The organism is Candidatus Vallotiella adelgis (assembly GCF_020541305.1).
Taxonomy (GTDB): Bacteria; Pseudomonadota; Gammaproteobacteria; order Burkholderiales; family Burkholderiaceae; genus Mycetohabitans; species Mycetohabitans adelgis.
In genome coordinates, this window is sequence record NZ_CP047396.1 from 522,971 (window position 1) to 545,430 (window position 22,460).

16 protein-coding genes and 1 pseudogene are annotated in these 22,460 nt (G+C 48.1%); 7 read left to right on the plus strand and 10 right to left on the minus strand.

Annotation, left to right across the window (positions count from 1 at the left end; translation table 11 throughout):
* Positions 1 to 1,000 precede the first annotated feature (1,000 nt).
* Together GJV44_RS01915 and proC are read left to right on the plus strand one after the other, a co-directional pair.
* Complete coding sequence (locus GJV44_RS01915) at positions 1,001 to 1,705, plus strand: YggS family pyridoxal phosphate-dependent enzyme (RefSeq protein ID WP_226806805.1); 705 nt, start codon at positions 1,001 to 1,003, stop codon at positions 1,703 to 1,705.
* 11 nt (positions 1,706 to 1,716) lie between these two features.
* Entirely contained in the window at positions 1,717 to 2,529 is an 813-nt protein-coding gene (gene proC, locus GJV44_RS01920; protein WP_226806806.1) for a pyrroline-5-carboxylate reductase, read from the plus strand.
* 71 nt (positions 2,530 to 2,600) lie between these two features.
* On the opposite strand, the pseudogene GJV44_RS04535 reads toward proC, so the two are convergent.
* A pseudogene (locus GJV44_RS04535) lies at positions 2,601 to 3,010 on the minus strand (UbiA family prenyltransferase); the annotation flags it as partial.
* 308 nt (positions 3,011 to 3,318) lie between these two features.
* On the minus strand, positions 3,319 to 3,483 hold the full coding sequence (locus GJV44_RS01925) for a hypothetical protein (protein ID WP_226806807.1): 165 nt from the start codon (positions 3,481 to 3,483) through the stop codon (positions 3,319 to 3,321).
* Positions 3,484 to 4,693: 1,210 nt separating this feature from the next.
* Between GJV44_RS01925 and queA the strand changes: the two genes are divergently transcribed.
* Positions 4,694 to 5,776, plus strand: coding sequence for a tRNA preQ1(34) S-adenosylmethionine ribosyltransferase-isomerase QueA (gene queA, locus GJV44_RS01930; RefSeq protein ID WP_226806808.1), 1,083 nt, complete (start codon positions 4,694 to 4,696; stop codon positions 5,774 to 5,776).
* 34 nt (positions 5,777 to 5,810) lie between these two features.
* A complete protein-coding gene (gene tgt, locus GJV44_RS01935) occupies positions 5,811 to 6,941 on the plus strand; it encodes a tRNA guanosine(34) transglycosylase Tgt (RefSeq protein WP_226806809.1) in 1,131 nt (376 codons plus the stop codon).
* Positions 6,942 to 7,337: 396 nt separating this feature from the next.
* Here the strand turns inward: tgt and secF are convergent, their stop codons facing one another.
* The 3 genes from secF to yajC all read right to left on the minus strand — a co-directional run bounded on the left by secF (position 7,338) and on the right by yajC (position 10,779).
* Positions 7,338 to 8,288, minus strand: coding sequence for a protein translocase subunit SecF (gene secF / locus GJV44_RS01940; RefSeq protein ID WP_226806810.1), 951 nt, complete (start codon positions 8,286 to 8,288; stop codon positions 7,338 to 7,340).
* Positions 8,289 to 8,306: 18 nt separating this feature from the next.
* The gene (secD, locus tag GJV44_RS01945; protein WP_226806811.1) at positions 8,307 to 10,337 is read right to left on the minus strand and encodes a protein translocase subunit SecD; all 2,031 of its coding nucleotides are present in this window, start codon (positions 10,335 to 10,337) and stop codon (positions 8,307 to 8,309) included.
* A gap of 112 nt (positions 10,338 to 10,449) precedes the next feature.
* Positions 10,450 to 10,779, minus strand: a complete 330-nt coding sequence (gene yajC / locus GJV44_RS01950; protein WP_226806812.1) for a preprotein translocase subunit YajC — start codon at positions 10,777 to 10,779, stop codon at positions 10,450 to 10,452.
* Positions 10,780 to 10,993: 214 nt separating this feature from the next.
* Here yajC and GJV44_RS01955 point away from each other — a divergent pair, with 214 nt between their 5' ends.
* The 3 genes from GJV44_RS01955 (at position 10,994) to purB (ending at position 15,523) form a co-directional block, all read left to right on the plus strand.
* Entirely contained in the window at positions 10,994 to 12,286 is a 1,293-nt protein-coding gene (locus GJV44_RS01955; RefSeq protein ID WP_226806813.1) for a THUMP domain-containing class I SAM-dependent RNA methyltransferase, read from the plus strand.
* 393 nt (positions 12,287 to 12,679) lie between these two features.
* Positions 12,680 to 13,795, plus strand: a complete 1,116-nt coding sequence (gene mnmA, locus GJV44_RS01960; RefSeq protein WP_226806814.1) for a tRNA 2-thiouridine(34) synthase MnmA — start codon at positions 12,680 to 12,682, stop codon at positions 13,793 to 13,795.
* A gap of 339 nt (positions 13,796 to 14,134) precedes the next feature.
* On the plus strand, positions 14,135 to 15,523 hold the full coding sequence (gene purB, locus GJV44_RS01965) for an adenylosuccinate lyase (protein ID WP_226806867.1): 1,389 nt from the start codon (positions 14,135 to 14,137) through the stop codon (positions 15,521 to 15,523).
* Positions 15,524 to 15,705: 182 nt separating this feature from the next.
* Here the strand turns inward: purB and eda are convergent, their stop codons facing one another.
* The 5 genes from eda to GJV44_RS01990 all read right to left on the minus strand — a co-directional run bounded on the left by eda (position 15,706) and on the right by GJV44_RS01990 (position 22,452).
* On the minus strand, positions 15,706 to 16,350 hold the full coding sequence (eda, locus tag GJV44_RS01970; protein WP_226806815.1) for a bifunctional 4-hydroxy-2-oxoglutarate aldolase/2-dehydro-3-deoxy-phosphogluconate aldolase: 645 nt from the start codon (positions 16,348 to 16,350) through the stop codon (positions 15,706 to 15,708).
* Between the two features lie 17 nt (positions 16,351 to 16,367).
* The gene (edd, locus tag GJV44_RS01975) at positions 16,368 to 18,215 is read right to left on the minus strand and encodes a phosphogluconate dehydratase (RefSeq protein ID WP_226806816.1); all 1,848 of its coding nucleotides are present in this window, start codon (positions 18,213 to 18,215) and stop codon (positions 16,368 to 16,370) included.
* Positions 18,216 to 19,434: 1,219 nt separating this feature from the next.
* Positions 19,435 to 20,712, minus strand: a complete 1,278-nt coding sequence (locus GJV44_RS01980; RefSeq protein ID WP_226806817.1) for a glutamate-5-semialdehyde dehydrogenase — start codon at positions 20,710 to 20,712, stop codon at positions 19,435 to 19,437.
* Positions 20,713 to 20,824: 112 nt separating this feature from the next.
* A complete protein-coding gene (gene holA, locus GJV44_RS01985) occupies positions 20,825 to 21,901 on the minus strand; it encodes a DNA polymerase III subunit delta (protein WP_226806818.1) in 1,077 nt (358 codons plus the stop codon).
* Positions 21,886 to 22,452: an LPS-assembly lipoprotein LptE gene (locus tag GJV44_RS01990; RefSeq protein WP_226806819.1), complete on the minus strand. Its 567-nt coding sequence runs from the start codon at positions 22,450 to 22,452 to the stop codon at positions 21,886 to 21,888. The genes holA and GJV44_RS01990 overlap by 16 nt, the downstream gene beginning before the upstream one ends.
* Between the last annotated feature and the right edge of the window lie 8 nt (positions 22,453 to 22,460).

Sequence of the window (22,460 nt, forward strand, 5' to 3'; positions counted from 1 at the left end):
ACAGTATGTAGTGGCGGCTCTCATCAAGTTCGCTTACTAGTTCCAGGTTGCGTGCAGCTGGATTTTCTAGCGTCACTAATCGGCGGTGCGCTATTTTTTAATTGCTATAGAAGAGACGGTCCGGTCAGCCCTAAAGCCTCTGCGCAAGCTATGCTGTTAGGTTGCGAGATACATGATGCTGTAGATCAATTTATGCGTACTGCATTTGAATATATCTGACGAAAACGAGGCTAGTTAGCTAGTTATACTGTGAAAAATCGAATCTGCATGCAAAGCGCACTATATACTACGACTTCTGTGTAGAGCTTGGGGTCCTACATATCTCATCCTCTTTAACACGCTAGGTGTTCATAAGCCTTGTCTGTTACATTAAAAAACGTCTGAGAAAGAGCCTCAAGATAAATCGATGAAATGCGGCACAGAGTTGAATCTAAAGTCGCCATCTAACATGGCGACAACATGACGAAACGACTTTCCGTCTGATCGGTTAGTAATACGGGGCGCTGGCCTATCGAGCAGAAGGTATTGCTCTTTTTAGAGCTCGTACATCGTACGGCGCCTCCTAGAAAACGTCTAGCTAAATGCGTTCTATTCAAGCTCGGAATCGCGTCGGCTGTATCCGGTCATTAAACCGTTACAGTTTTATTTGGCTACACCACAGATTATTAAACTTACTACCCACCATTGATACTACCGATATAGGTAGAAAATTATTGGGCGTATCACATATTTTTCCCAAAAACTTAAACTGAGAGTACGTGTACTATCTACAACATACTTCTACTTACTGTGTATTGGCTGGCAATACTCGATATTGCAGCGCTGCGCCGTCTTATACGATGCACAACAAACCGCTCAAACGTCAGCATCCTCGCAAGATGATGTCTTAGTAAACGTAATCCACATGACACACCTGCAAAGTAATACGTCAACACCGATTTTGCATTACATCAAATTTATCGATTGCCTACCTTCCGATTAAGATTTTTTATCTTGTTTTATGCCTTCTATTATTGCGAATCATTTAGATGTAATCTATCGGCGTATTGCCGCGATAGCTACGGCTGCCGGTCGCGATACAGCTAGTCTAAAACTGCTGGCCGTATCCAAAACTTTTTCAGCCGATGCTATAAGCGCTGCCTATGCCGCGGGCCAGCAGGCGTTCGGAGAAAGTTATATACAAGAGGCACTAGGTAAGATCTTCTACCTGAAGCCGTTGCGAACATCACTCAAATGGCATTTCATCGGACCTCTGCAGTCGAATAAGACTCGACTGGTTGCCGAGCAATTCGACTGGGTTCACTCAATTGACCGACTGAAGATCGCTCACCGGCTATCCGAGCAGCGTCCCGCCCATTTACCACCGCTCAATGTCTGCGTGCAGGTCAACGTCAGCGGCGAGCCTTCTAAAAGAGGCATTGCGCCTAATGATGCTGTTGCGCTAGCACGCAACGTTGTAGTATTGCCTCGACTTCTTCTTCGCGGACTGATGTCAATCCCTAAGCCCGCACCCGACATAATCACCCAGCGCGCATACCACCGACGATTACGCGAATTGTTTGATGCTATGAATGCTCAAGGCCTTGGCCTTGATACATTATCAATGGGGATGTCTGATGATCTAGAGGCAGCTATTCTAGAAGGTGCAACACTCGTGCGAGTCGGCACTGCAATTTTCGGCGAACGCACTCGTCCTATTTACTGAACAAAATCTATATGAAAATCGCATTTATCGGCGCAGGCAATATGGCTACTGCTCTGATTGGTGGGTTGATTAAACGGGGCACCCCGAGCTCTAACCTGTACGCTATCGACCCGTCAGACAAAGCACGCGCACACTTAGTGCGGCAATACCCAGTATATACCAGCAAGTCTACCGACGCTTTGCTCATTGACTGTGATGCAATCATTATTGCAGTTAAACCACAAATGATGAAGGATGCGGTCAAATCAATAGTACCCTGGTTGCATTCGCAACTGATCATTAGCATTGCTGCCGGGATACGCGCGGCGGATATCTCGCATTGGCTTAACGGCTACTCACGCGTGATACGAACAATGCCAAACACTCCAGCTTTAATTGGTATGGGCGTGACCGGTCTCTTAGCACTAGATAGTGTCGATAATGCGGGACGAGCACTCGCTGAGTGGATCCTGCGCGCGGTAGGCGAGATTATATGGTGCAAGGATGAATCGAAGATCAATGCAGTCACAGCTATTTTTGGCAGTGGTCCAGCCTACGTATTCTACTTTATCGAAGCGCTGCAGTGTGCGGCGCGTGAGTTGGGACTCGACGACAAGCAGACAAACACCTTAGCGCTTTTTACATTCACCGGAGCTGCTCAACTAGCTGTACAGTCAGGTGAATCTGCTACCGTGCTACGCAAGCGCGTAACCTCAAAAGGTGGTACAACAGCTGCTGCGATCGAGTCTTTTGAGGGTGACGGCATCAGTGCAGCGATTGTACGTGGTGCGTTGGCAGCTTACGCCCGAGCAATCCAGATGGGCGACATATTTGGCAAGCAATGAGCAAGTGGCACGCGCTCGCGTCTAGTGCTTATATAGTGAGCAGCAATACCAACAAACAAAATACTGGCGAGCTAATTGTTGTGCATGAACGCTGCAAAACAGTTTATCGGATTACGGTTTCGAATTAATCTGTAGTGGTCTATCGTCCAATAGCCGACAGACCAGCGCTGTACATAACTAATCCACATATAAATTCCTAATATTGCTGAGTAGCTAATATTATGGCCGGTACGTCAAAACGGACACAGAGTAATACGGACGTGTGAATACCGATTGTGATGTCATCATCCCAGTCTACTATTAAATAGACGGTATCATAGGCAAGCGACCAGAAGATATTTGCTAGTAACATCAACTATGCGAGCAGCGGCACATAGCTACGGATTGCGGCGAACCCCCCCCTTAGGATCCCGAAACCGAATGCAATGCCTGAGCAAGCTTATGGAATAGAGAAAAAGCGCTGTATAAAAGGATATGTGCCTACATGTGCCTGCTATATCTAGGTCTGCGTAGTACGTCATCGCGAGCGCACACGGATTGAAGAGTCACGGATATCATCAATTGATGTAATAGACATCTAGAGAGCGAAGCTGCGAATGTGCCTTTGTGCGTAATGCAAGCCGCTGCTCTACACCAAATCAGTGCCGCTCATATATAATCGCTAAACTATAAGTCAGGCAACTTTTACCGATCCTTAGATCATCGCATGTATACCAACTACTCGCTGCGCGTCCCTGCTGGATATTCCTGCTAGTTCAGAACGCTTATCTCGCCTATCCAAGTTGCCAGCTAACCACGCAGTACGAACACCCAGCGGTTCAATCCAGTCTTGCAGTGTCCAGTCTTGCAGTGTCCCGAATGTTGTTCATCTAATAGCTCCGTAACCTGCGCTTCTGCTAGCGCGGAAACTACTATCTTTTTACTACCTACATCCCCATGCAATAACCGATGCATCGGACTCGCAGTAGCAAAATCAATCGCACTTTGTTCTCTGCCCCGACCGCAGCGCGCTAGTCGGCTAAAATAGAAGCACAGTATGCAATCGCAGAACGACGTGATATCGCTAGTGCAGTGTATCAGCGTCGCTCGTCATGCGCACGTTTAAGCGATAATGCCGCGTAAGCAAATTTGCGCATTTGATCCGCAACCATGCCGGATGAGTGCAGGTTATTAGTGCGGCTTGATTCGTATTCGACGCAGATGATGTAATGTGCGCACTACAGCGGCTAGCATGGGTACCCCGATCGGGGTTAAAACGCACAACAATCTATCTCAGGAAGCAGCTCTGGAAATAATGTGCGTTGCAGCGCGCTATCGATTGCACGGCGTAAATATGCCTATGATACGCCGGCCGTACTTGGGTAGATCGGTGTCAATACGTTAGGCAATGGTTATTGCCTTTAACCACGCGGTATACTGGGATGTACTATCTTCTTTTCTCAAAGCTTCCTCGTATACTACTCCTATACACGCAAAAGCGTGTCAGACGTAAGTTGTCGTGCCTAAGCAACTGAAAATTTCAGAAACCGCATATCATCATATCCCCATATTCATCGGGCGTAGTCGGTGTGCTATTGCGCTATCTATTACTTCGCCCTGGACTTATGTCGTAATGCCTGGCAATAGTTTGCTGATTAGTGTCAATATTGTTTCAGTTTCATATTGCATCGGACAATGCAGCACCAGATTAATATCGCATACCAATCCTAATCAGGCTAGTTTATCGCTGGACTTATTACTTTGCGCGACTTGCTAGTAAGCTTGGATGAGGCGTCGATAATAGATTCAGCGAAAATCTGGATAGTAGCTTCCTCTCCCAGCTTTGCCAAATAAGCTGGGCTGAATTATTAAAAACACTCTGATGAATTCCAGAATTGCCTGTAGCTTGGGCTAGCTTCGTCGGGAACCGATTGAACGCAACCCTGCGCTACCGATTATAGCCGCTAGGATAGCTTCGTATCGATAAACCCAGCGGCGACATAATCAAGCGGCATAACACAGGTTCGCCTAATCACGGTAACACAAGCTGCAGATAATGGAAAAAAAGTATCAGGTAAGTATCGGGTTATCGCAAGTATAATATGTAATATATTGGTGCAAACCTTGTATTGTACATCAGGGTAGCACAATTTCGTGAGTATGCCATTGAGCCACTTACTTTTTCATGTACATGCTACCTGATTTCGATTTTAATTTACTCCCGGAGTTAATTGCACAACATGCGTTACCTGAACGCAGCGCGAGCCGTTTGCTTGAGGTCGCGCCGAACGGAAACCTACTAGATCGCCGTTTCAGTGAACTACCATCTTGCATCGAGCCCGGTGATTTGCTGGTATTCAACGATACTAAAGTGCTCAAAGCTCGCTTTGACGGAGTGAAGTCAAGTGGCGGACGAATCGAGGTACTCATCGAACGTGTGACCGGTCCACGCACCGTACTAGCGCACATCCGTGCAAGCAAGCGGCCTATGCTGGGTTCGACTATTCGGCTCGCGGACGCATTTGAGGTAAGTGTCGGTAAACGCAGTGAACTATTGTACATACTGCATTTCCCGCATGATTGCATCAAATTAATTGACCAGTATGGGCGGTTGCCGCTACCACCATACATTAAGCGTCATCTAAACACATATGACACATCACGTTATCAAACATTGTTTGCGGCAACGCCAGGCGCAGTCGCAGCGCCTACCGCCGGCCTACACTTCGATGCGCCAACATTAGCTGCCTTAGATGCACGCGGGGTACGGCGTGCTACGTTGACGCTTCATGTAGGTGCCGGGACGTTCCAGCCAGTACGTACAGATGATATTACTCAGCATAAGATGCACAGCGAGTGGTACCACATTCCACCAGCACTCGTCGAATCAATCGAAGCTACACGAGCTGCAGCACGTTCGGTCATTGCAGTGGGCACGACATCAATACGCGCACTAGAAGCAGCATCACGGGATGCTGCTCGCAATAACCGCGAGCTTCGTGCAGTCTGTTCCGAAACAGATATCTTTATTATGCCTGGTTACCAGTTCCACATTATCGACCGGCTTGTAACAAATTTTCATCTGCCGAAGTCGACATTACTGATATTGGTATCCGCGTTTGCTGGCGTTGAGTCAATTCGGCGCGCGTATCACCACGCCATCGCACAACGCTATCGTTTCTTTAGTTACGGCGATGCGATGCTACTTACGCGGGCCGAATCTGTGGAACAACCATCCACCGGCATTGCTGCGCACTTGCCGTCATGACGTACTGCCCACAAGCCCGCCTCCTAAACTCATTATGCTGAAATTCGACCTTTTGCACACTGATGGCTTTGCACGACTTGGCCGACTGACTTTGAATCACGGTACGATCGATACACCGATTTTTATGCCGGTCGGTACATATGGTACGGTCAAAGCCGTAGGACCACGCGAGCTTGAGGACATTCGCGCACAGATTATCTTAGGCAACACGTTCCATCTATGGCTACACCCAGGACTCGATATCATAACTACGCATGGCGGCTTACACCGATTTATGGGCTGGAATCGGCCGATCTTAACAGACTCCGGCGGATTCCAAGTATTCTCGCTTAGCGAACTGCGCAAAATTACCGAAGATGGCGTAACGTTTGTATCACCGATTAATGGCGATCGGTTATTCTTGTCTCCAGAGGTGTCGATGCAGGTACAAAAAGTGCTAAACTCAGACATTGTGATGCAATTTGACGAGTGCACCCCATATTCGACTAACGGAGTGCCTACCTCGCATGAGGCTACGGCACGCTCAATGCAGATGTCGCTGCGTTGGGCTAAACGTTCGCTCCAAGAATTTAAGTACCTCGCTAATCCAAATGCGCTGTTCGGCATTGTGCAGGGCGGTATGTACGAAGCACTACGCGACGAATCGCTTGCAGGGCTGTCGGATATTGGTTTTGACGGCTACGCGATCGGCGGCCTATCAGTCGGCGAACCAAAAGAAGATATGCAGTGCATACTGCATCATATCTGCCCCAGACTTCCAGTCGACAAGCCCCATTACCTCATGGGGGCTGGAACGCCGGAAGACTTGGTAGGCGGTGTGGCTGCTGGCATCGATATGTTCGACTGTGTGATGCCAACACGCAACGCGCGTAATGGCTGGCTATTTACACGGTTTGGTAATTTGAAGATCCGTAACGCAATATATCGTAATGACACGCTTCCTCTGGATGAAAGTTGTACGTGCTATACATGCCGCCATTTTTCTCGAGCGTACCTTCATCATTTACATCGCCTCGGCGAAATCCTTGGCGCGCAGCTGAACACGATCCACAATCTACATTACTATCTGAATTTAATGCAGGAAATTCGCCATTCCATTGCAACGGAAACCTTCCATGCGTTTGTCACACACTTTCATGCAGACCGTGCGCGCGGCGTTGAATAGCAACTCTCAGGTATTGCAACGCAGCGTAGAAATCCGGATATAGAGTCTATAAGGCTTCTATGCTAGCTCTCAACTAAGCACGAAAACATAGGGATAAAAAACCACGCAACTAGAGCAACGCCACCGCTCGAGATTTTCGCGCTAGTATCCTGATTGCGTTGCATAATCACTCACCTTACTATTCCACTAGTTCACTATTGCTACCACATAACTGCGGCTATCTTGGATGTTTTTTTGTATCTTTCTCGTCTCTATATTTTAGATGAGCTCACACTAAGATATTACGTGGTTATATGATCTGTTCGGCAAAAACCAGTATTGATGCATTATTCTCTATTTGTATGTGTTTCTGCGGAGTTTACTAAACATGGGATCAATTGTATAACCAAGATAGAGTTATAACTGCGCACCAGTGTTTGGACTGTTTCGGTCGCGCCTAAATTTTTTTTTCTTGATCAGATCTTCTCGCTTGACTCCAAGCCACATTGCTAGCGCCGCCGAAACAAACACCGATGAATAAATGCCAAATAAAATACCGATGGTTAATGCCGATGCAAAATAGTGCAGCGTGAGACCGCCGAACAAGAGCATCGACAATACAATCATCTGTGTTGATCCATGTGTGATAATCGTGCGAGAAATTGTGCTAGTGATGGCATGATTTATTACCTCAGCGACCGTCATCTTACGCTCTCGTAGAAATGTTTCACGAATCCGATCAAAAATAACTACAGACTCATTGACTGAATAGCCAAGCACTGCAAGTACTGCGGCTAGTACTGACAGCGAAAACTCCCACTGAAAAAATGCAAAGAAACCCAGAATAATTACAACGTCGTGCAAATTTGCGATGATCCCTGCAATCGCGTATTTCCATTCAAAGCGAAATGAGAGGTAGATTATGATTCCTAGGACCATGCACGCAAGGGCAAGCAATCCATCTACTATGAACTGTTTTCCCACTTGAGGTCCGACAAACTCTACACGTTGTAACTCGATCTGAGTATTGAGCTTATTCAGTGCAACCATTACCTGAGCGTTTTGCTGTTCCGATGACAGACCCTCCCTCAATGGAAGCCTAATGAGAACATCACGCGACGTGCCAAAGGTCTGTACCTGCGCATCGCTATAGCCTATCTTGTCCAGCACGACGCGAATCGAGTCGACCTGCGTAGATTGCAGAGTATGAATTTCTAGTATAGTGCCACCAGTAAATTCGGCAGATAAATGTAGACCGCGGTTTAGCAGAAAGAACACTGCTAGAAGAAATGTAACAAGTGAGATTACATTAAAGATCAACGCCCGCTTCATAAATGAAATATCTTGGCGAATCCGAAAAAATTCCATGAGAATCTCCGGGCGTTGTCAGGAGAGCTTACCTGACTTGGTCGGTGTAGTATGTTGCGGCGGTATAGGTTCTAACGAGGGCATTTTACGGTTCTGCTCCTCTGGATCCCAGGTACCTAGTGCCTGGGATGGGTGGCTAATCCTGCGCTGTACAGGTTGCTTCTTACTCGGCAGATTCGGTAACGCAACCGGCGCGTTTTTTGGGCGCCATACCTGGCCAATATCAAGAGTCTGGAGCTTTTTCTTGCCGCCATACCATAGATTTACCAGTCCACGTGCGAAGAACACTGCGGAGAACATCGATGTTAAGATACCAATGCAGTGGACGACTGCAAAGCCACGCACTGGGCCGAAGCCGAACGCAAGCAAAGTAAGCCCAGCAATCAGCGTCGTAACATTCGAATCTAGTATCGTCGCCCATGCATGGGCGAAGCCATTCTGGATCGCGCGTTGCGCAGGCATACCGACACGCAGCTCTTCACGAATTCGCTCATTAATTAGCACGTTCGCGTCGATTGACATACCCAGTGCCAGTGCAATCGCCGCAATACCAGGCAAAGTAAGCGTTGCTTGAATCAAAGATAGTACCGCAATGAGCAGCAGCAGGTTTACTAATAATGCAATTACCGAGATTAATCCGAATAGCATGTAGTATGCAATCGTGAACACCGCGATTGCGGCAAACCCGTACTGCACTGAATGAAAACCTCTGCTAATGTTATCCGCTCCTAGGCTCGGTCCGATTGTACGTTCCTCGATGATCTCCATCGGAGCAGCAAGCGCACCAGCGCGCAATAACAAAGCGAGATCGATCGCTGCCCGGGGTGTCGGCTGGCCAGTAATCTGGAAGTTTGTGCCGAGCTCGGACTGGATCGTCGCTACTGTTAAAACCTCACCCTTATTTTTCTCGAACAATACAATCGCCATTGGTTTGCCGATATTGTCGCGCGAAACGTCGCGTAAAGCACGACCGGCGCGTGCATCAAGTCGGATCCGCACTGCTGGCCGCTGGTACTCATCGAAACCGGCCGACGCATCGGTGATTCGGTCGCCGGTGAAGATCGCTTGTTGCTTCAGGTATACCGGCGCACCATTACCTCGTATGAACAAGTCATCACCATCTGGTACCGGATACTTGATATTGCGCACCGGATTTTGGTCATCACTCATGCGCGCTTCGAGTGTTGCAGTTCGTCCAATGATATCCTTGGCCTTCGCGATATCCTGAACGCCAGGTAGTTCGACAACGATCCGGTCTGTGCCCTGTTGCTGTACAATTGGTTCTACAACGCCGAGTTCATTTATTCGGCGTTGTAGCGTTATGATATTCTGCTTTATTATCTGATCCATCGTCGTTTTTTGCGTGGCTGGCATCAAAACTCCTACGACCTGGTAACCGCTCGTGGCTTTCCGAACCTGCCATGCTAATTCGGTAACGTTGTACGATAGCAGCCGTTGCGCAAGATTTGCAACGTCCTTATTGACGAAGTTGACCACTACCGTTTGGCCGACTCGGTTCACACCTCGATCGTGGATTAACTTTTCTTGCATTAGCGTACGTGCATCGGCTGCATCTGAATCAAGCTTTTTATTAAGCGAACCAGCTAAGTCCGCTTGTAATAGGAAGTGAATGCCGCCGCGCAAGTCCAGGCCAAGGTACATCGGCAGCGCGTGTAGTGAGGCTAGCCAGCCTGGAGCAGCTGATTGCAGACTTAGCGCGACAATATAAGTCGGATCTGTCGGATCGGCATTCAGCCCCTTTCTCAGCAGATCCTTTACGCGCAATTGTGTATCGATATCCTTAAGCCGAACACGGATAGTTGCATTCTGACTTATGTTGTCGAAAGTCACATCATCTGCTTGCACACTGTTCTCGGTGAGAATCGACTTAACAATATTGAGCACTAACGCGTCTAGTTTGACTGTCGCTTTGCCGCTTGATACCTGTACCGCTGGTGCTTCACCGAAGAAGTTGGGAAGTGCATACACCAAACCGATGGTCAGCGCCACCATCATTACGATGTATTTCCAAGGAGGATAGCGATTCATAGAACGACTGGATAAGAGGATCTCCAGAGCGACGCTCGCCAGGTCGAGTCTACTCGGATACGCTGTCGGCACATAAGACGCAGCGTCGAACGGATTAGATATGCGCTGGCGATCAAAGCGACTTGATCGTGCCTTTGGGCAAGATTGCTGATATCGCACTTTTTTGCATGGTAACTTCAACGCCGTTGAATAACTCAACGCCAATATAGTCCTCACCCACTTTCATGACTTTTCCCAGAATTCCGCTAGATGTAAGCACTTCGTCGCCTTTCGTCATCGAGGCTAGCATCTTTCGCTGCTCTTTTTGCCGTTTCATCTGAGGGCGGATCATAAAAAAATATAGAACCGAGATCATTAAGATAAAGAAACCATACGTTTGGATGAAGCTAGCTATACCCCCTGCAGTAGATGAAGCCTGGGCGTATGCATTAGAAATAAACACGTTGATTTCTCCGTAGTAGAAAGCCAATATAACGGATATTCTACCATCTACTTGAAATAGCAAAGTACCACCGCTGCGGCACGGGCTAATGCAGTCTAATGCAGTCGATATAAGCGGTGACCTCAGCTAGAACCAATGAGTTTTTGGCTGGCCCTATCCGTCACCGAGCCGCGTAAAATATTTACTAGTCTGTTTTTCGTACAGCGCGTTTAGTATGTCCTACAACACATGCCTCGAATTTTTTGCCCCTTGCCCCCGTGGTTTAGAGGGGGCGCTTTCCGCGGAACTTTGTGAGTTATCCACGGTCGCCGCTGATCCGATGTTTGTTGTGCAACCGCCAATGGCTGGCGGTGTTCCGTTTATCGGCACATGTGCTGCTGCCATCACAGCGAATCTATATTCGCGGATCGCTAACCGAGTCTTGTTAAAAATCGCTGCTCGTCTTTATCGCGATGAGAACGACATTTACGCGCTAGCACGTGAACAGCCGTGGGAACAATGGTTTATTGCCAGCTACACGTTACGTGTAAATGTAACTGCCATAAGGTCGCCACTTCGTAGTCTGGACTTTACGATGTTGCGTATTAAAGACGCGATCTGTGATCGGCTGCGCGAGCGAACTGGTGCGCGACCCAACATTGATACTAATCAACCAGATGTACGAATACAAGCATTCATCGATGCTACAAGATGTACGCTGTATATAGATACTTCCGGTGAGCCACTATTCAAGCGAGGGTGGCGATTAAATAAAGGTACTGCGCCATTACGCGAGAATTTGGCTGCTGGGATCCTTCGGCTGTCCGGATGGACGCCAGGCATGCCGCTATTCGATCCGATGTGCGGCAGCGGTACGTATATCGCCGAGGCCGCACAAATCGCGCTAGGAATTGCACCTGGCGTAGGTCGGTGTTTTGGATTCGAAAAGCTACAACAATTTGATATCAGAACGTGGCAACACTTGAAGGCACAAGCCCTAAATACTAGGCAAGAGGCAGCAGCATATAACATCGAACGTGGCGACCTATTAATCTACGGCAGTGATGTGTCTAACGACATGCTCGCTAAAGCTAGCGCAAACCTACAGCGTGCAGGTGTGCCAATGGTGCCGCTCAAGCAATGTGATGCACGCGACATAGTGGCACCGTGCAATGCACCAGGCGTGATAGTGGTTAATCCGCCTTACGGAGAGCGCATCAATGTGCGCGGCCGTAACGCCAGCACGCGGAATATTAAAGCTACGAGATTTCAACGTGCCCGACCGCATAACGTAGACAGCGCATTCTTTTACTCATTCGGCTACGTGCTGAAGCAGCGGTTTCCTGGTTGGCGCGCGTTTATACTTAGCGCCGATCGGACGCTGCCAGGCCAGATGCGGCTACGAGAATCGACAAAGACTCTTTTATATAACGGCGCGCTCGAATGCCGTCTATTTTGCTTTAACCTAGTCGCCGGAGCGATATGCTCAGGCTTAGAATCCAGCTCGCAGATTGGCCCATTAAATTAGCGGATAACATTTAGTGCCTATCCAAGTGTTTTGAACGTGTTTATATGTTTCTACTCGCCTCTCCGGCAGCATGATTGCACAGAAGGCTACGCGATAAAAACCTCGAACTTACAATAGACATGGGTAGAATAATTTGACCCTATGAATATATATTCCAGTGCAGTACGTGACCATGACCGCTACCAGAAAGCGTTAGCAGTGGTTCCTACAGATACAAGAGGCCCAAGTGGTAACATTGCGCAGTTTGAGCCGCACGCAGGGTGTACTGACCACCTGTCAGCTTTATGTAATACGGCATCGCTAGTATGATCCAGTTCATAGTGTGCCAAGATTAGCTTTAAGCAATCTAGAGCTCTAGGTTTGCGGCGTCCGAATCAGTAATATTAACGTATCATGACAAAGAAACGTGTGGTCGTCGGCATGTCCGGTGGCGTAGATTCCTCGGTTGCCGCATGGCTTCTAAAGCAGCAGGGCTACGAGGTAGTGGGGCTCTTCATGAAGAACTGGGAGGACGATGATAGCAAATATTGCTCAAGCCGGCAGGACTGGATCGATGCTGTATCGGTCGCTGATCTCGTCGATATCGATATCAAAATGGTAAACTTCTCTGTTCAGTACAAGCGCAAGGTCTTTGACAATTTCCTGCACGAATATTCGACGGGTCGTACACCAAATCCGGATGTGCTATGTAACACAGAAATTAAATTCAAAGCATTCCTAGACCACGCAGTAGAACTAGGTGCGGAAACCATCGCGACTGGCCACTATGCCCGTTTGCGTCAGGTTGGCGAGCGGTTTGAGCTGCTTAAAGCGCTAGACCCCCTGAAGGACCAATCTTACTTTCTACACCACCTTAATCAATCACAATTACGCAGAACACTGTTCCCGCTTGGCGGGATCCATAAGATACGGGTTCGCGAGCTAGCCTCAAAAATTGGGTTGCCTAATGCGATGAAGAAAGATTCTACTGGCATCTGCTTCATCGGCGAACAGCCGTTTCGTACGTTCCTGAACCGCTATCTACCAACCCAGCCTGGACCAATAAAAACTCCGGATGATAAGGTCATCGGCGAACATATCGGACTTGCTTTTTATACACTTGGTCAACGAAAAGGAATCGGTCTTGGCGGCATCCACGCTAGCAGCAACAAACCATGGTTTGTTGCTAGAAAGGATATCTCGGGCAATATCCTATACGTTGTACAAGGGAATCATCACCCATGGTTGTTTAGCTCAATGGTGCAGGCAGAGAATTCACGTTGGATTTCGGGCACAGCACCGCAGGAAAAGCACCTATTTACAGCCAAGATACGCTATCGTCAGCAGGACGCAACCTGTACTTTCCAGTATTCGCCAGATCGGCACTTCACGCTGTACTTCGCAGAGCCGCAATGGGCGGTGACGCCGGGGCAATCTGCTGTACTTTATAGTGGAGATGTGTGTTTAGGTGGCGGTATTATCGGTTCAACGTCGATGCCGCTTACGCTTACTACTGGAACTACTTCATAAAGTGGGGTTGGTTCGTGATTTTTATTTCAAGGTTAGCTGAGAAGCGCTATTAGCTATCTTGTCGACACTTCCAGACACCGAAGCCGCATGCCCTAGACTAGGTCTGTTCGATATCCGGTATTAGGCTTTATATTTGATCCATGAACAGATCCGTCAAGTATACTAATTCAGTTCATCTCTATTAGATGATTTTATATGGGTAGTATCGTACCCCCACCTCACTAAACGTTACTTGATCTACCACATGCGCGGCGACATCGGTCCTCTGCTGTATAACTATCATATATAGATCATATAGTTGGAAAAAATTAATATATTACTAATAGAGTATCCCACACTATATCTGACATGCGCCCCGATACTTTTTTTTCACTGACTGCATTATCATCGCTCGATGGCCGCTATGCAGACCAAACGGTAGCCCTGCGTGACTGGCTGTCCGAAGCTGCGTTCATACGTCATCGTGTCACCATCGAAATTCATTGGCTCATTGCGCTCTCGCAAGCTGAGTTACCGGAAATCCCAGCATTCTCCGCGCCATCTAAACAATTCCTTCTGCAACTCATTGAGTGCTTTTCTCTGCACGATGCCGCCCGTATTAAGGACATCGAGCATGTGACAAATCACGATGTAAAGGCGGTCGAGTATTGGTTGAAGGAGTCGGTTAAGGGTCATATAGAACTCGAGAGCGTAAGCGAGTTTATTCATTTCGCCTGTACGTCCGAGGACATTAATAATACATCATACGGCTTGATGCTTAAGGGTGCGCGCAATCAGGTAATACAGCCAGCGCTTCACAGCGTACACCAGCGGCTGATTACTCTCGCGCACGTGTATGCTGCGCAACCAATGCTTTCACGTACGCACGGACAGCCGGCTAGTCCGACGACACTTGGTAAAGAAATGGCTAATATAGCCGCGCGCCTATCGCACGCGATCAACCGGATCGATAGCGTAAAGCTGCTGAGTAAGATGAACGGTGCGGTCGGCAATTTTAATGCTCATCTATCCGCCTACCCGGATTTTGACTGGGAAACTTTCGCACAAAATTTCGTGCAGACAGAGCTTGGGTTAACGTTTAATCCTTATACAATCCAGATTGAGCCACATGACTATATGGCAGAACTATTTGACGCGCTTGCGCGGGCAAATACAATTTTGTTAGACCTAAGCCGCGATGTATGGGGCTATATATCGCTCGGCTATTTTAAGCAAAAGACACAGATAGGGGAAATAGGCTCGTCGACAATGCCGCATAAGGTTAATCCGATTGATTTCGAGAACTCCGAAGGAAATCTAGGCTTAGCAAATACTATGCTACGCCATTTAGCAGACAAGCTACCAGTGTCACGCTGGCAGCGTGATTTAACCGACTCAACAGTTCTACGCAACATCGGAGTTGCATTCGGCTATTCGCTGCTTGCATATACTGCGATAGTGCGCGGACTAGATAAACTTGAAGTGAATCCGAAACAGATTCATAGAGATCTAGACAACTGCTGGGAAGTTCTAGCCGAACCAATACAGACAGTCATGCGCCGATATAAAATAGCTAATTCATATGAGCAATTAAAGGAACTCACACGTGGTAAGCAAATTACCCGCGATAGACTGCACACTTTCATTAGTACGCTAGCAATTTCTGACGAAGCAAAAGCGCGACTACTAGCGATGACACCAGCATCCTATGTCGGAAAGGCGGTCGAGCTTGCGCAGCGTATCAGCTGAAAAGTACATATAACAAAAATAGTCGCCATCGCTATACCCAGGGTTCCTGGTATAGCATATTATAGAATTATAGTAACAGTTTTCCAGAAACAAACAGATACATTCCGAAATTCGTATCTAGAAAGATCGACGTAGAGTAAGGGTGATTATCGAGATTAATAAAATGAATGCAGTAATCCGGATTACAGGGTATTAGTGTTAGGCCGTGCTATTTGACTCGCTGCTCGCGCTAAGCATGTCATCTCGGTCCAGTTTTGTTCAGCTATCGCAGTTTTAGGTGTGAGCCACGAGCCACCAACACAGACCACGTTAGGTAACGCGAGAAAACTTGTCGCCAACTCCCGCGTGATGCCGCCAGTCGGACAGAATCGTAGCGCCGGAAACGGACCCCTAAATGCCTGCAGCATATCTAAACCGCCAGCTTGCTGGGCCGGGAAAAACTTCACAATTTCGTAGCCAAGCGAGATCGCAAACAGAATATCAGACGGCGTCATGACACCCGGCAGCAACGGCAAGCCGACGTCTTGCGATGCCTCATGAATCTCGCTCGTCAGCCCCGGCGATACGCCGAATTTTGCTCCAGCGCGTTTAGCTTTCTCAACTTGAGTAGAAGTGGTCAGTGTTCCAGCGCCGACGACAATATCCGAGGCGAGCTGCAATGTCTGTTCAATAGCCCGTAGTCCAGCTGCGGTGCGCAATGTAATCTCGAGCACCTTTATCCCGCCCTCGTACAGCGCATGTGCGACGTGCATGCCTTGCTCAACTGACTCAAATGTTAGAACCGGTATAACCGGTCCGATGCTTACAATTTCGTTCACAGATTTCATCTATCGCTTTTTGTAATTTAGAGTGGAATAGCTCTCTCGTTTAGCATCGTACCAAATGCTGATGCTCCTTGCTCGGCCGGTAGTGCGGCGGAACGTAAAACGCTGAATAGCTCGCTTCCAAAGCCTAATTTATGCTCGCAACGATCTACAGGCCTTTCGTTCGCGCGGTTCACCCATTCAGACTCGTCCACATCTAATCGACCAGCTTCCGCATCAAGTGTAATGATATCGCCACTTCGCACCTTACCGAGAGGGCCGCCTAGCATCGCCTCGGGCGATAGATGAATGACCGCCGGCACCTTACCTGAAGCACCCGACATTCGACCATCGGTTACTAGTGCTACGCGGAATCCCTTATCTTGCAAAACACCTAGGAGCGACGTAAGTCGGTGCAGCTCTGGCATACCATTAGCTCTTGCCCCCTGGAATCGCACAACAGTAACGCAATCGCGTTCCATCTCACCTCGATCAAAGGCAGCTTGTACATCTTCCTGTGAATCGAAGACAATCGCCGGGGCAGTGAGACTGCGATGCTCCGGTGCAACAGCAGAAATTTTAATCACACCTCGACCTAAACTGCCCTGCACCAGTCGCAGACCACCATCTGGTTGGAACGGTTCTGCGACGCTACGTAGTACAGTTTTGTCATAGCTCTCGTGAGCACCGTCAACCCAAACTAGCTTTTTGTTTACTAATCGTGGCTCGAGCGTGTAGTGGTCCGATAAGCCAGTTCCAGAAACAGTTGTCACGTCGTCATGCAGTAAGCCCGCCTCAAGTAGCGTACGCGTAAGAAATGCCATGCCGCCTGCCGCGTGATAGTGGTTAATGTCTGCCTTACCATTTGGATAAATCTTCGCTAGCAGCGGCACTACATGCGATAGGTCATCAAAGTCATTCCAATCAATCATAATCCCAGCCGCGCGAGCTATTGCCACTAGGTGCAGCGTATGGTTAGTAGAGCCGCCGGTGGCGAGCAGTGCTATAATGCCATTAATAATTGCCTTCTCATTAATCACGTGCCCAATCGGCGTATAGTGTATGCCTTGTGTGGTTAGTTGTAACACGCGGCATGCTGCCTCGGCAGTAAGAGCATCTCTTAAGGGTGTATACGGATGAACAAACGCGGCGCCAGGCAAGTGCAAGCCCATGATTTCCATCAGCAGCTGATTCGAGTTCGCTGTGCCATAAAATGTGCAGGTACCATGGCCGTGGTACGCTCGTGACTCGCTATCAAGCAACACATCTCGCCCAACAGCGCCGGTAGCAAACTGCTGGCGGACTTTAGCTTTCTCATCATTCGATAGACCACTAGTCATCGGCCCAGCAGGCACGAAGATCGTTGGCAAGTGACCAAATTGCAACGCGCCAATCAATAGACCTGGCACGATCTTATCGCAAATACCCAAACATATCACCGCGTCGAACATGTTGTGCGACAACGCAATCGCGGTCGACATCGCGATTATCTCGCGAGAAAACAGCGATAGCTCCATGCCGGAATTACCTTGCGTTATTCCGTCGCACATCGCGGGTACGCCACCAGCAAATTGTGCTACACCACCTGCTGTACGCGCAGCTTGTTTGATGATGTCAGGAAAGTCACGATACGGCGCATGTGCCGATAACATTTCGTTATAGGACGACACAATGCCAATATTTGGTTGTTGCATCGAGCGGATTGCAATCTTATCCTGCCCTGTAAGAGCAGAAAAACCGTGAGCTAGATTAGAGCAAGACAGCCCGACACGTGTAGGAAACTTTCCTTGTGCATGCTCGATCCGAGTAAGATAGACGCGCCGCGTTGTCTTACTTCGCTTAATAATACGAGCGGTCACTGCCACTAGCTGGGGGTGTAACGAAGCCATGGAAATCGCTCCCAAAAAAAGGGGCAGCACGCGCAAGTGCGCCGGAAAACTTGAATCGGCAAAGAATTGTAAGTCTAATGAACGTTGCGCAGTTTAATGGAAATTCTGCACAAACTCAATCAGGATTGATCTTCCTTGTTAGGCAAGCTTGCCTATACCAGCTTACCTAAGCGCTAGGTAATAATCACATGAGTTTACTCGAACATATGCGCGCACCCGAGTGAAGCACAGTTTCATCTTCAAATGCCGATGCAGCTGCGATATATAGATATTTCTATATATACTTTACGCTATTGCTTCCACCCATCGAATTTTCTAGAGCGCCGGAACTTTTACCTGATACTCACTACAATCGAGGCCATATGCACATCACTATACGATAAAATATTAGCCTACCACATCTACGACATGTAAGGTGCTCGACCATCAGCAACCAAGATGACGGCCAACCGAACTGATATACTTGCGCAGATATAACTCCAGCTTCGAAGATTTAAAATCAGAATTTGCAGATATACAAGCTAGTACAGGATATTTTGTTGAAGTATCAGATCAAGCTGCTACCGATTCGGGCTATATCGATACTACCTCTACCTGCACGAGATATCAGCAGGTATGCATGATGCGGAAAGTTTTTGTGACCACATACGGTAATATATTGCTAGCGCAGCTAGCCGCAACTCTGCTGTTAGAAAACTAATGTATTCTCACGATAATCTCTTGCATGCCTCCGGTGATCCACCAACATACTAGGCAATATCCAGAAAATCTTTGCTACAATACCACGTAGCTATATGCGATTGATTCTGGTTCCTGAAATAACTTCAAGAGGACTAATGCATAGCCGAATCTAATTAAGCACCGGCAATTTGTTTAAAAAAAATAGGCCGGAGTGATGGCTTTTCGCTCCGCGCGATAATGACGTATAACCTGCTACATACTTCGCAATAGAAAATCAGCAGCACACTTACCTAGGTCCAAGGTCGACTACGGGGATGAGGTATACGCCTTAAGACCGTATGGAGGCGCAGGCACGGTGGGTTAACCAATAAAGCGGCTATGGCTTACTCTCTATCACCAACTAGCGTCTATATCTACAATAAGCTTGCTCTTCGCACTAAATTGACTAACATTTGATGCCGATGAGATAACCCCCCAAAAAATACAAGATAATTAAAACGATATACTAAGTCTGAATTTACAGCAGACACGAGTTCTTTTATTGCCGGACTTCACCGTGGCCAAGCACGACGTATTTTAGTGACGTCAGCCCCTCAAGTCCGACCGGACCACGTACATGTAACTTATCGTTTGAAATGCCGATTTCGGCACCTAGCCCGTATTCAAAACCATCTGCAAGACGTGTCGACGCATTAACCATCACGCTAGCCGAATCAACTTCACGTAAGAATCGCATTGCGCGATCATAGTCTTCAGTTATGATCGCATCAGTATGCGCGGAACCATAGGTATTAATGTGCTCGACTGCCGAGTCAATACCATCTACTACCCTAATCGCAAGAACTGGTGCCAGATATTCGGTATGCCAATCGGCTTCAGTTGCACTCACGAGCGGCTTGACACCGGCATCAGCAAGAATCGTATATGCAGCCTGGTCCACTCGCAGTTCGACTTTTTTTTCTTGGTATAGCTTCCCAAGTAATGGCAAAATGATTGTCGCGATCCCTCTTGCGACGAGAAGCGTCTCCATTGTGTTGCACATGCTATACTGATGCGTCTTCGCGTTATCGCATACCCGAAGCGCTTTATTGATATCAGCGCTATCATCTACGTAGATATGGCACACGCCATCCAGATGCTTAATCATCGGTACCTGTGCTTCATCGATCAACCGTTGAATCAAACGCTTTCCGCCCCGCGGCACGATTACGTTGACATAGTCTCGCATTGTAACAAGCTTGCTGACTGTCTCTCGATCCGGTATACGGACAATTTGTACTGCATCCTTGGGCAAACCACTCCCGCGCAGCGTCTCGTCGATCAGTTCGGCAAGCGCGACATTGGATTCAATTGCCTCTGAACCGCCGCGTAGGATTGTTGCATTGCTCGATTTTAGACATAGCGCAGCTGCGTCGATCGTGACATTCGGCCGAGATTCATAGATGATGCCAATTACACCAAGTGGAACTCGCATCTGCCCCACCTTGATTCCTGTCGGGCGCATCTTCATACTGACTATTTCACCAATCGGGTCAGGTAGCTCTGCAATCTGCCGCAGACCTTCGACCATCTTTTTCAGCACCTTGTCCGATAGCGTCAGTCGGTCGATGAAGGCGGCATCGCGTCCATGTGATCTTGCTCGCTCAATATCGCGCGCGTTCGCGCACTGGATTTCGCTAGCTCGTCCCTGTATCGCTAGTGCAATTTGTTCAAGCGTTGCGTTTTTTGCAGCCACCGACGCTCTAGCAATCACTTTTGACGCCGCATACGCACGGCGACCCAAATCAGTCATGTAGCAGTCAAGATTTACCTTCATGTATTAGCAAATATAGTTGGCCTGAGGACGCTAAGTTCGAGTAGATTAAAACCATCGATCGGAGGCAAGCAAATAACTTGGTAGCACAGTGCCCTGCAGGGCTAAGAGTGTATCACCGCCGGCTGACACTAGAAATAATATCGGGCCGAGCAACTATCATAGCCAAATCGAACAAGCCACTCCACGGATCGGCTGGCAGTAGCCATACGGAATCAGGAGCTTTTCCGAAGAGTCCTTTAACTTGGCGATCTAACAGTGCTGCTAGCGCTAATGCTTGTTCGATGAGATGTTCATCTAGACGCTTAAGCGCGGGACCTATTAGCTGCTTACGAGCCCCCCATACACGATTTTCTCGTATTAAGATTGCTAATGATTTACCAGAAGCGAATCCACGCTTAATTCGTACTAGCGTACGAATTTCTTCTACGATAGCCCATAACACCAACACCGGCGCTGTGCCTTCGCCGCGCAACCCATCAAGCATCCGCGCTAAACGCGCAATATCGCCGGCGAGCATAGCTTCATTAAGTTTGAATACATTATAGCGAGCGACGTTCATTACTGCGTCTCGTATTTGCTTAAGCGTCAATTCACCAGCGGGATACAACAGGCCGAGCTTTTGGATTTCCTGATTTGCAGCGAGCAAATTACCTTCGACTCGCTCAGCAATAAACTGCAGCGCACACCGTCCTTCGTCTCCGGTGACAGTATATTGCTGTTGCGCGGCGAGCCGTTGAGCGATCCAGTTTGGCAGCTGTGCACACTCAACTGCATCGATACGTATCACTACACCAGCTTGGAGCAATGCAGTAAACCATGCCGTTTTTTGTGTCACCGTGTCCAGACGCGGTAATTCGATCAATATGAGCACGTCGGAATTATCTGATTCTGTCAGAGCTTGCAACGCTTTATTGCTATCTTTACTGATTTTACTGGTTGATATGCGTAATTCAATTAGCTTGCGCTCGCCGAACAAAGACATAGATTGTGCAGCACCGAACAGTAAGCTCCAATCAAAACTGCGCTCGACAGAAAATATTTTGCGTTCCGTGAAACCAGCAGAACGCGCTGCGGAACGGATTTTTGCTACAACCTCCTGTATGAGCAGTGGCTCATCACCATACACGACGTACAAGCGACTTAAGGTCTTAGCAAGATGAGAATCCAGTGCGTCTATGCGTAGCTGCATCGTGTGGTGCACCTTGTAGCAGGGGTTCGCAAAGCAGTATCGCACGAATCCTTACTATCGGTCAAGTGTAGTTCGCATACTGCGCTAATGCGTCGCAATAGCTGGTCGAGCGCGAGATTGCGCATATTGCGATATAGCATATCAAACTCTTGAGACTTGGCTAGCGCGGTGTACTGATCGGAATAGATTACTGATCGGTTGATTTGGATCGCGTTAGGCGGCAACAGAACCGTTCCATCTACGCTAACTAATTTATATGAGATCGTGTAGTTGAGTTCGTATTCGTTGATCCGTTTAATCGCATTAAGAATAAGCACTTTGGTGCTTCGGCTCTCTGAGATAGAGAAGATTGCGTCTGGACTATCTGCGATAGTGACAATTTTCGTCTGGCTACCGCCCTTGATCATTCGCTGAATCTGTGCATTGAGCTCTGAACTCTGAACAACTAACGCGAGCCGCTTGAGGGGAATTTCATAGTCACTGCGTAGCTGGAATCCACATCCGGAGAGTAATAATACCGCTGCGGTAAGCTCGATATAAAACTGGCTCATCAGTTTTA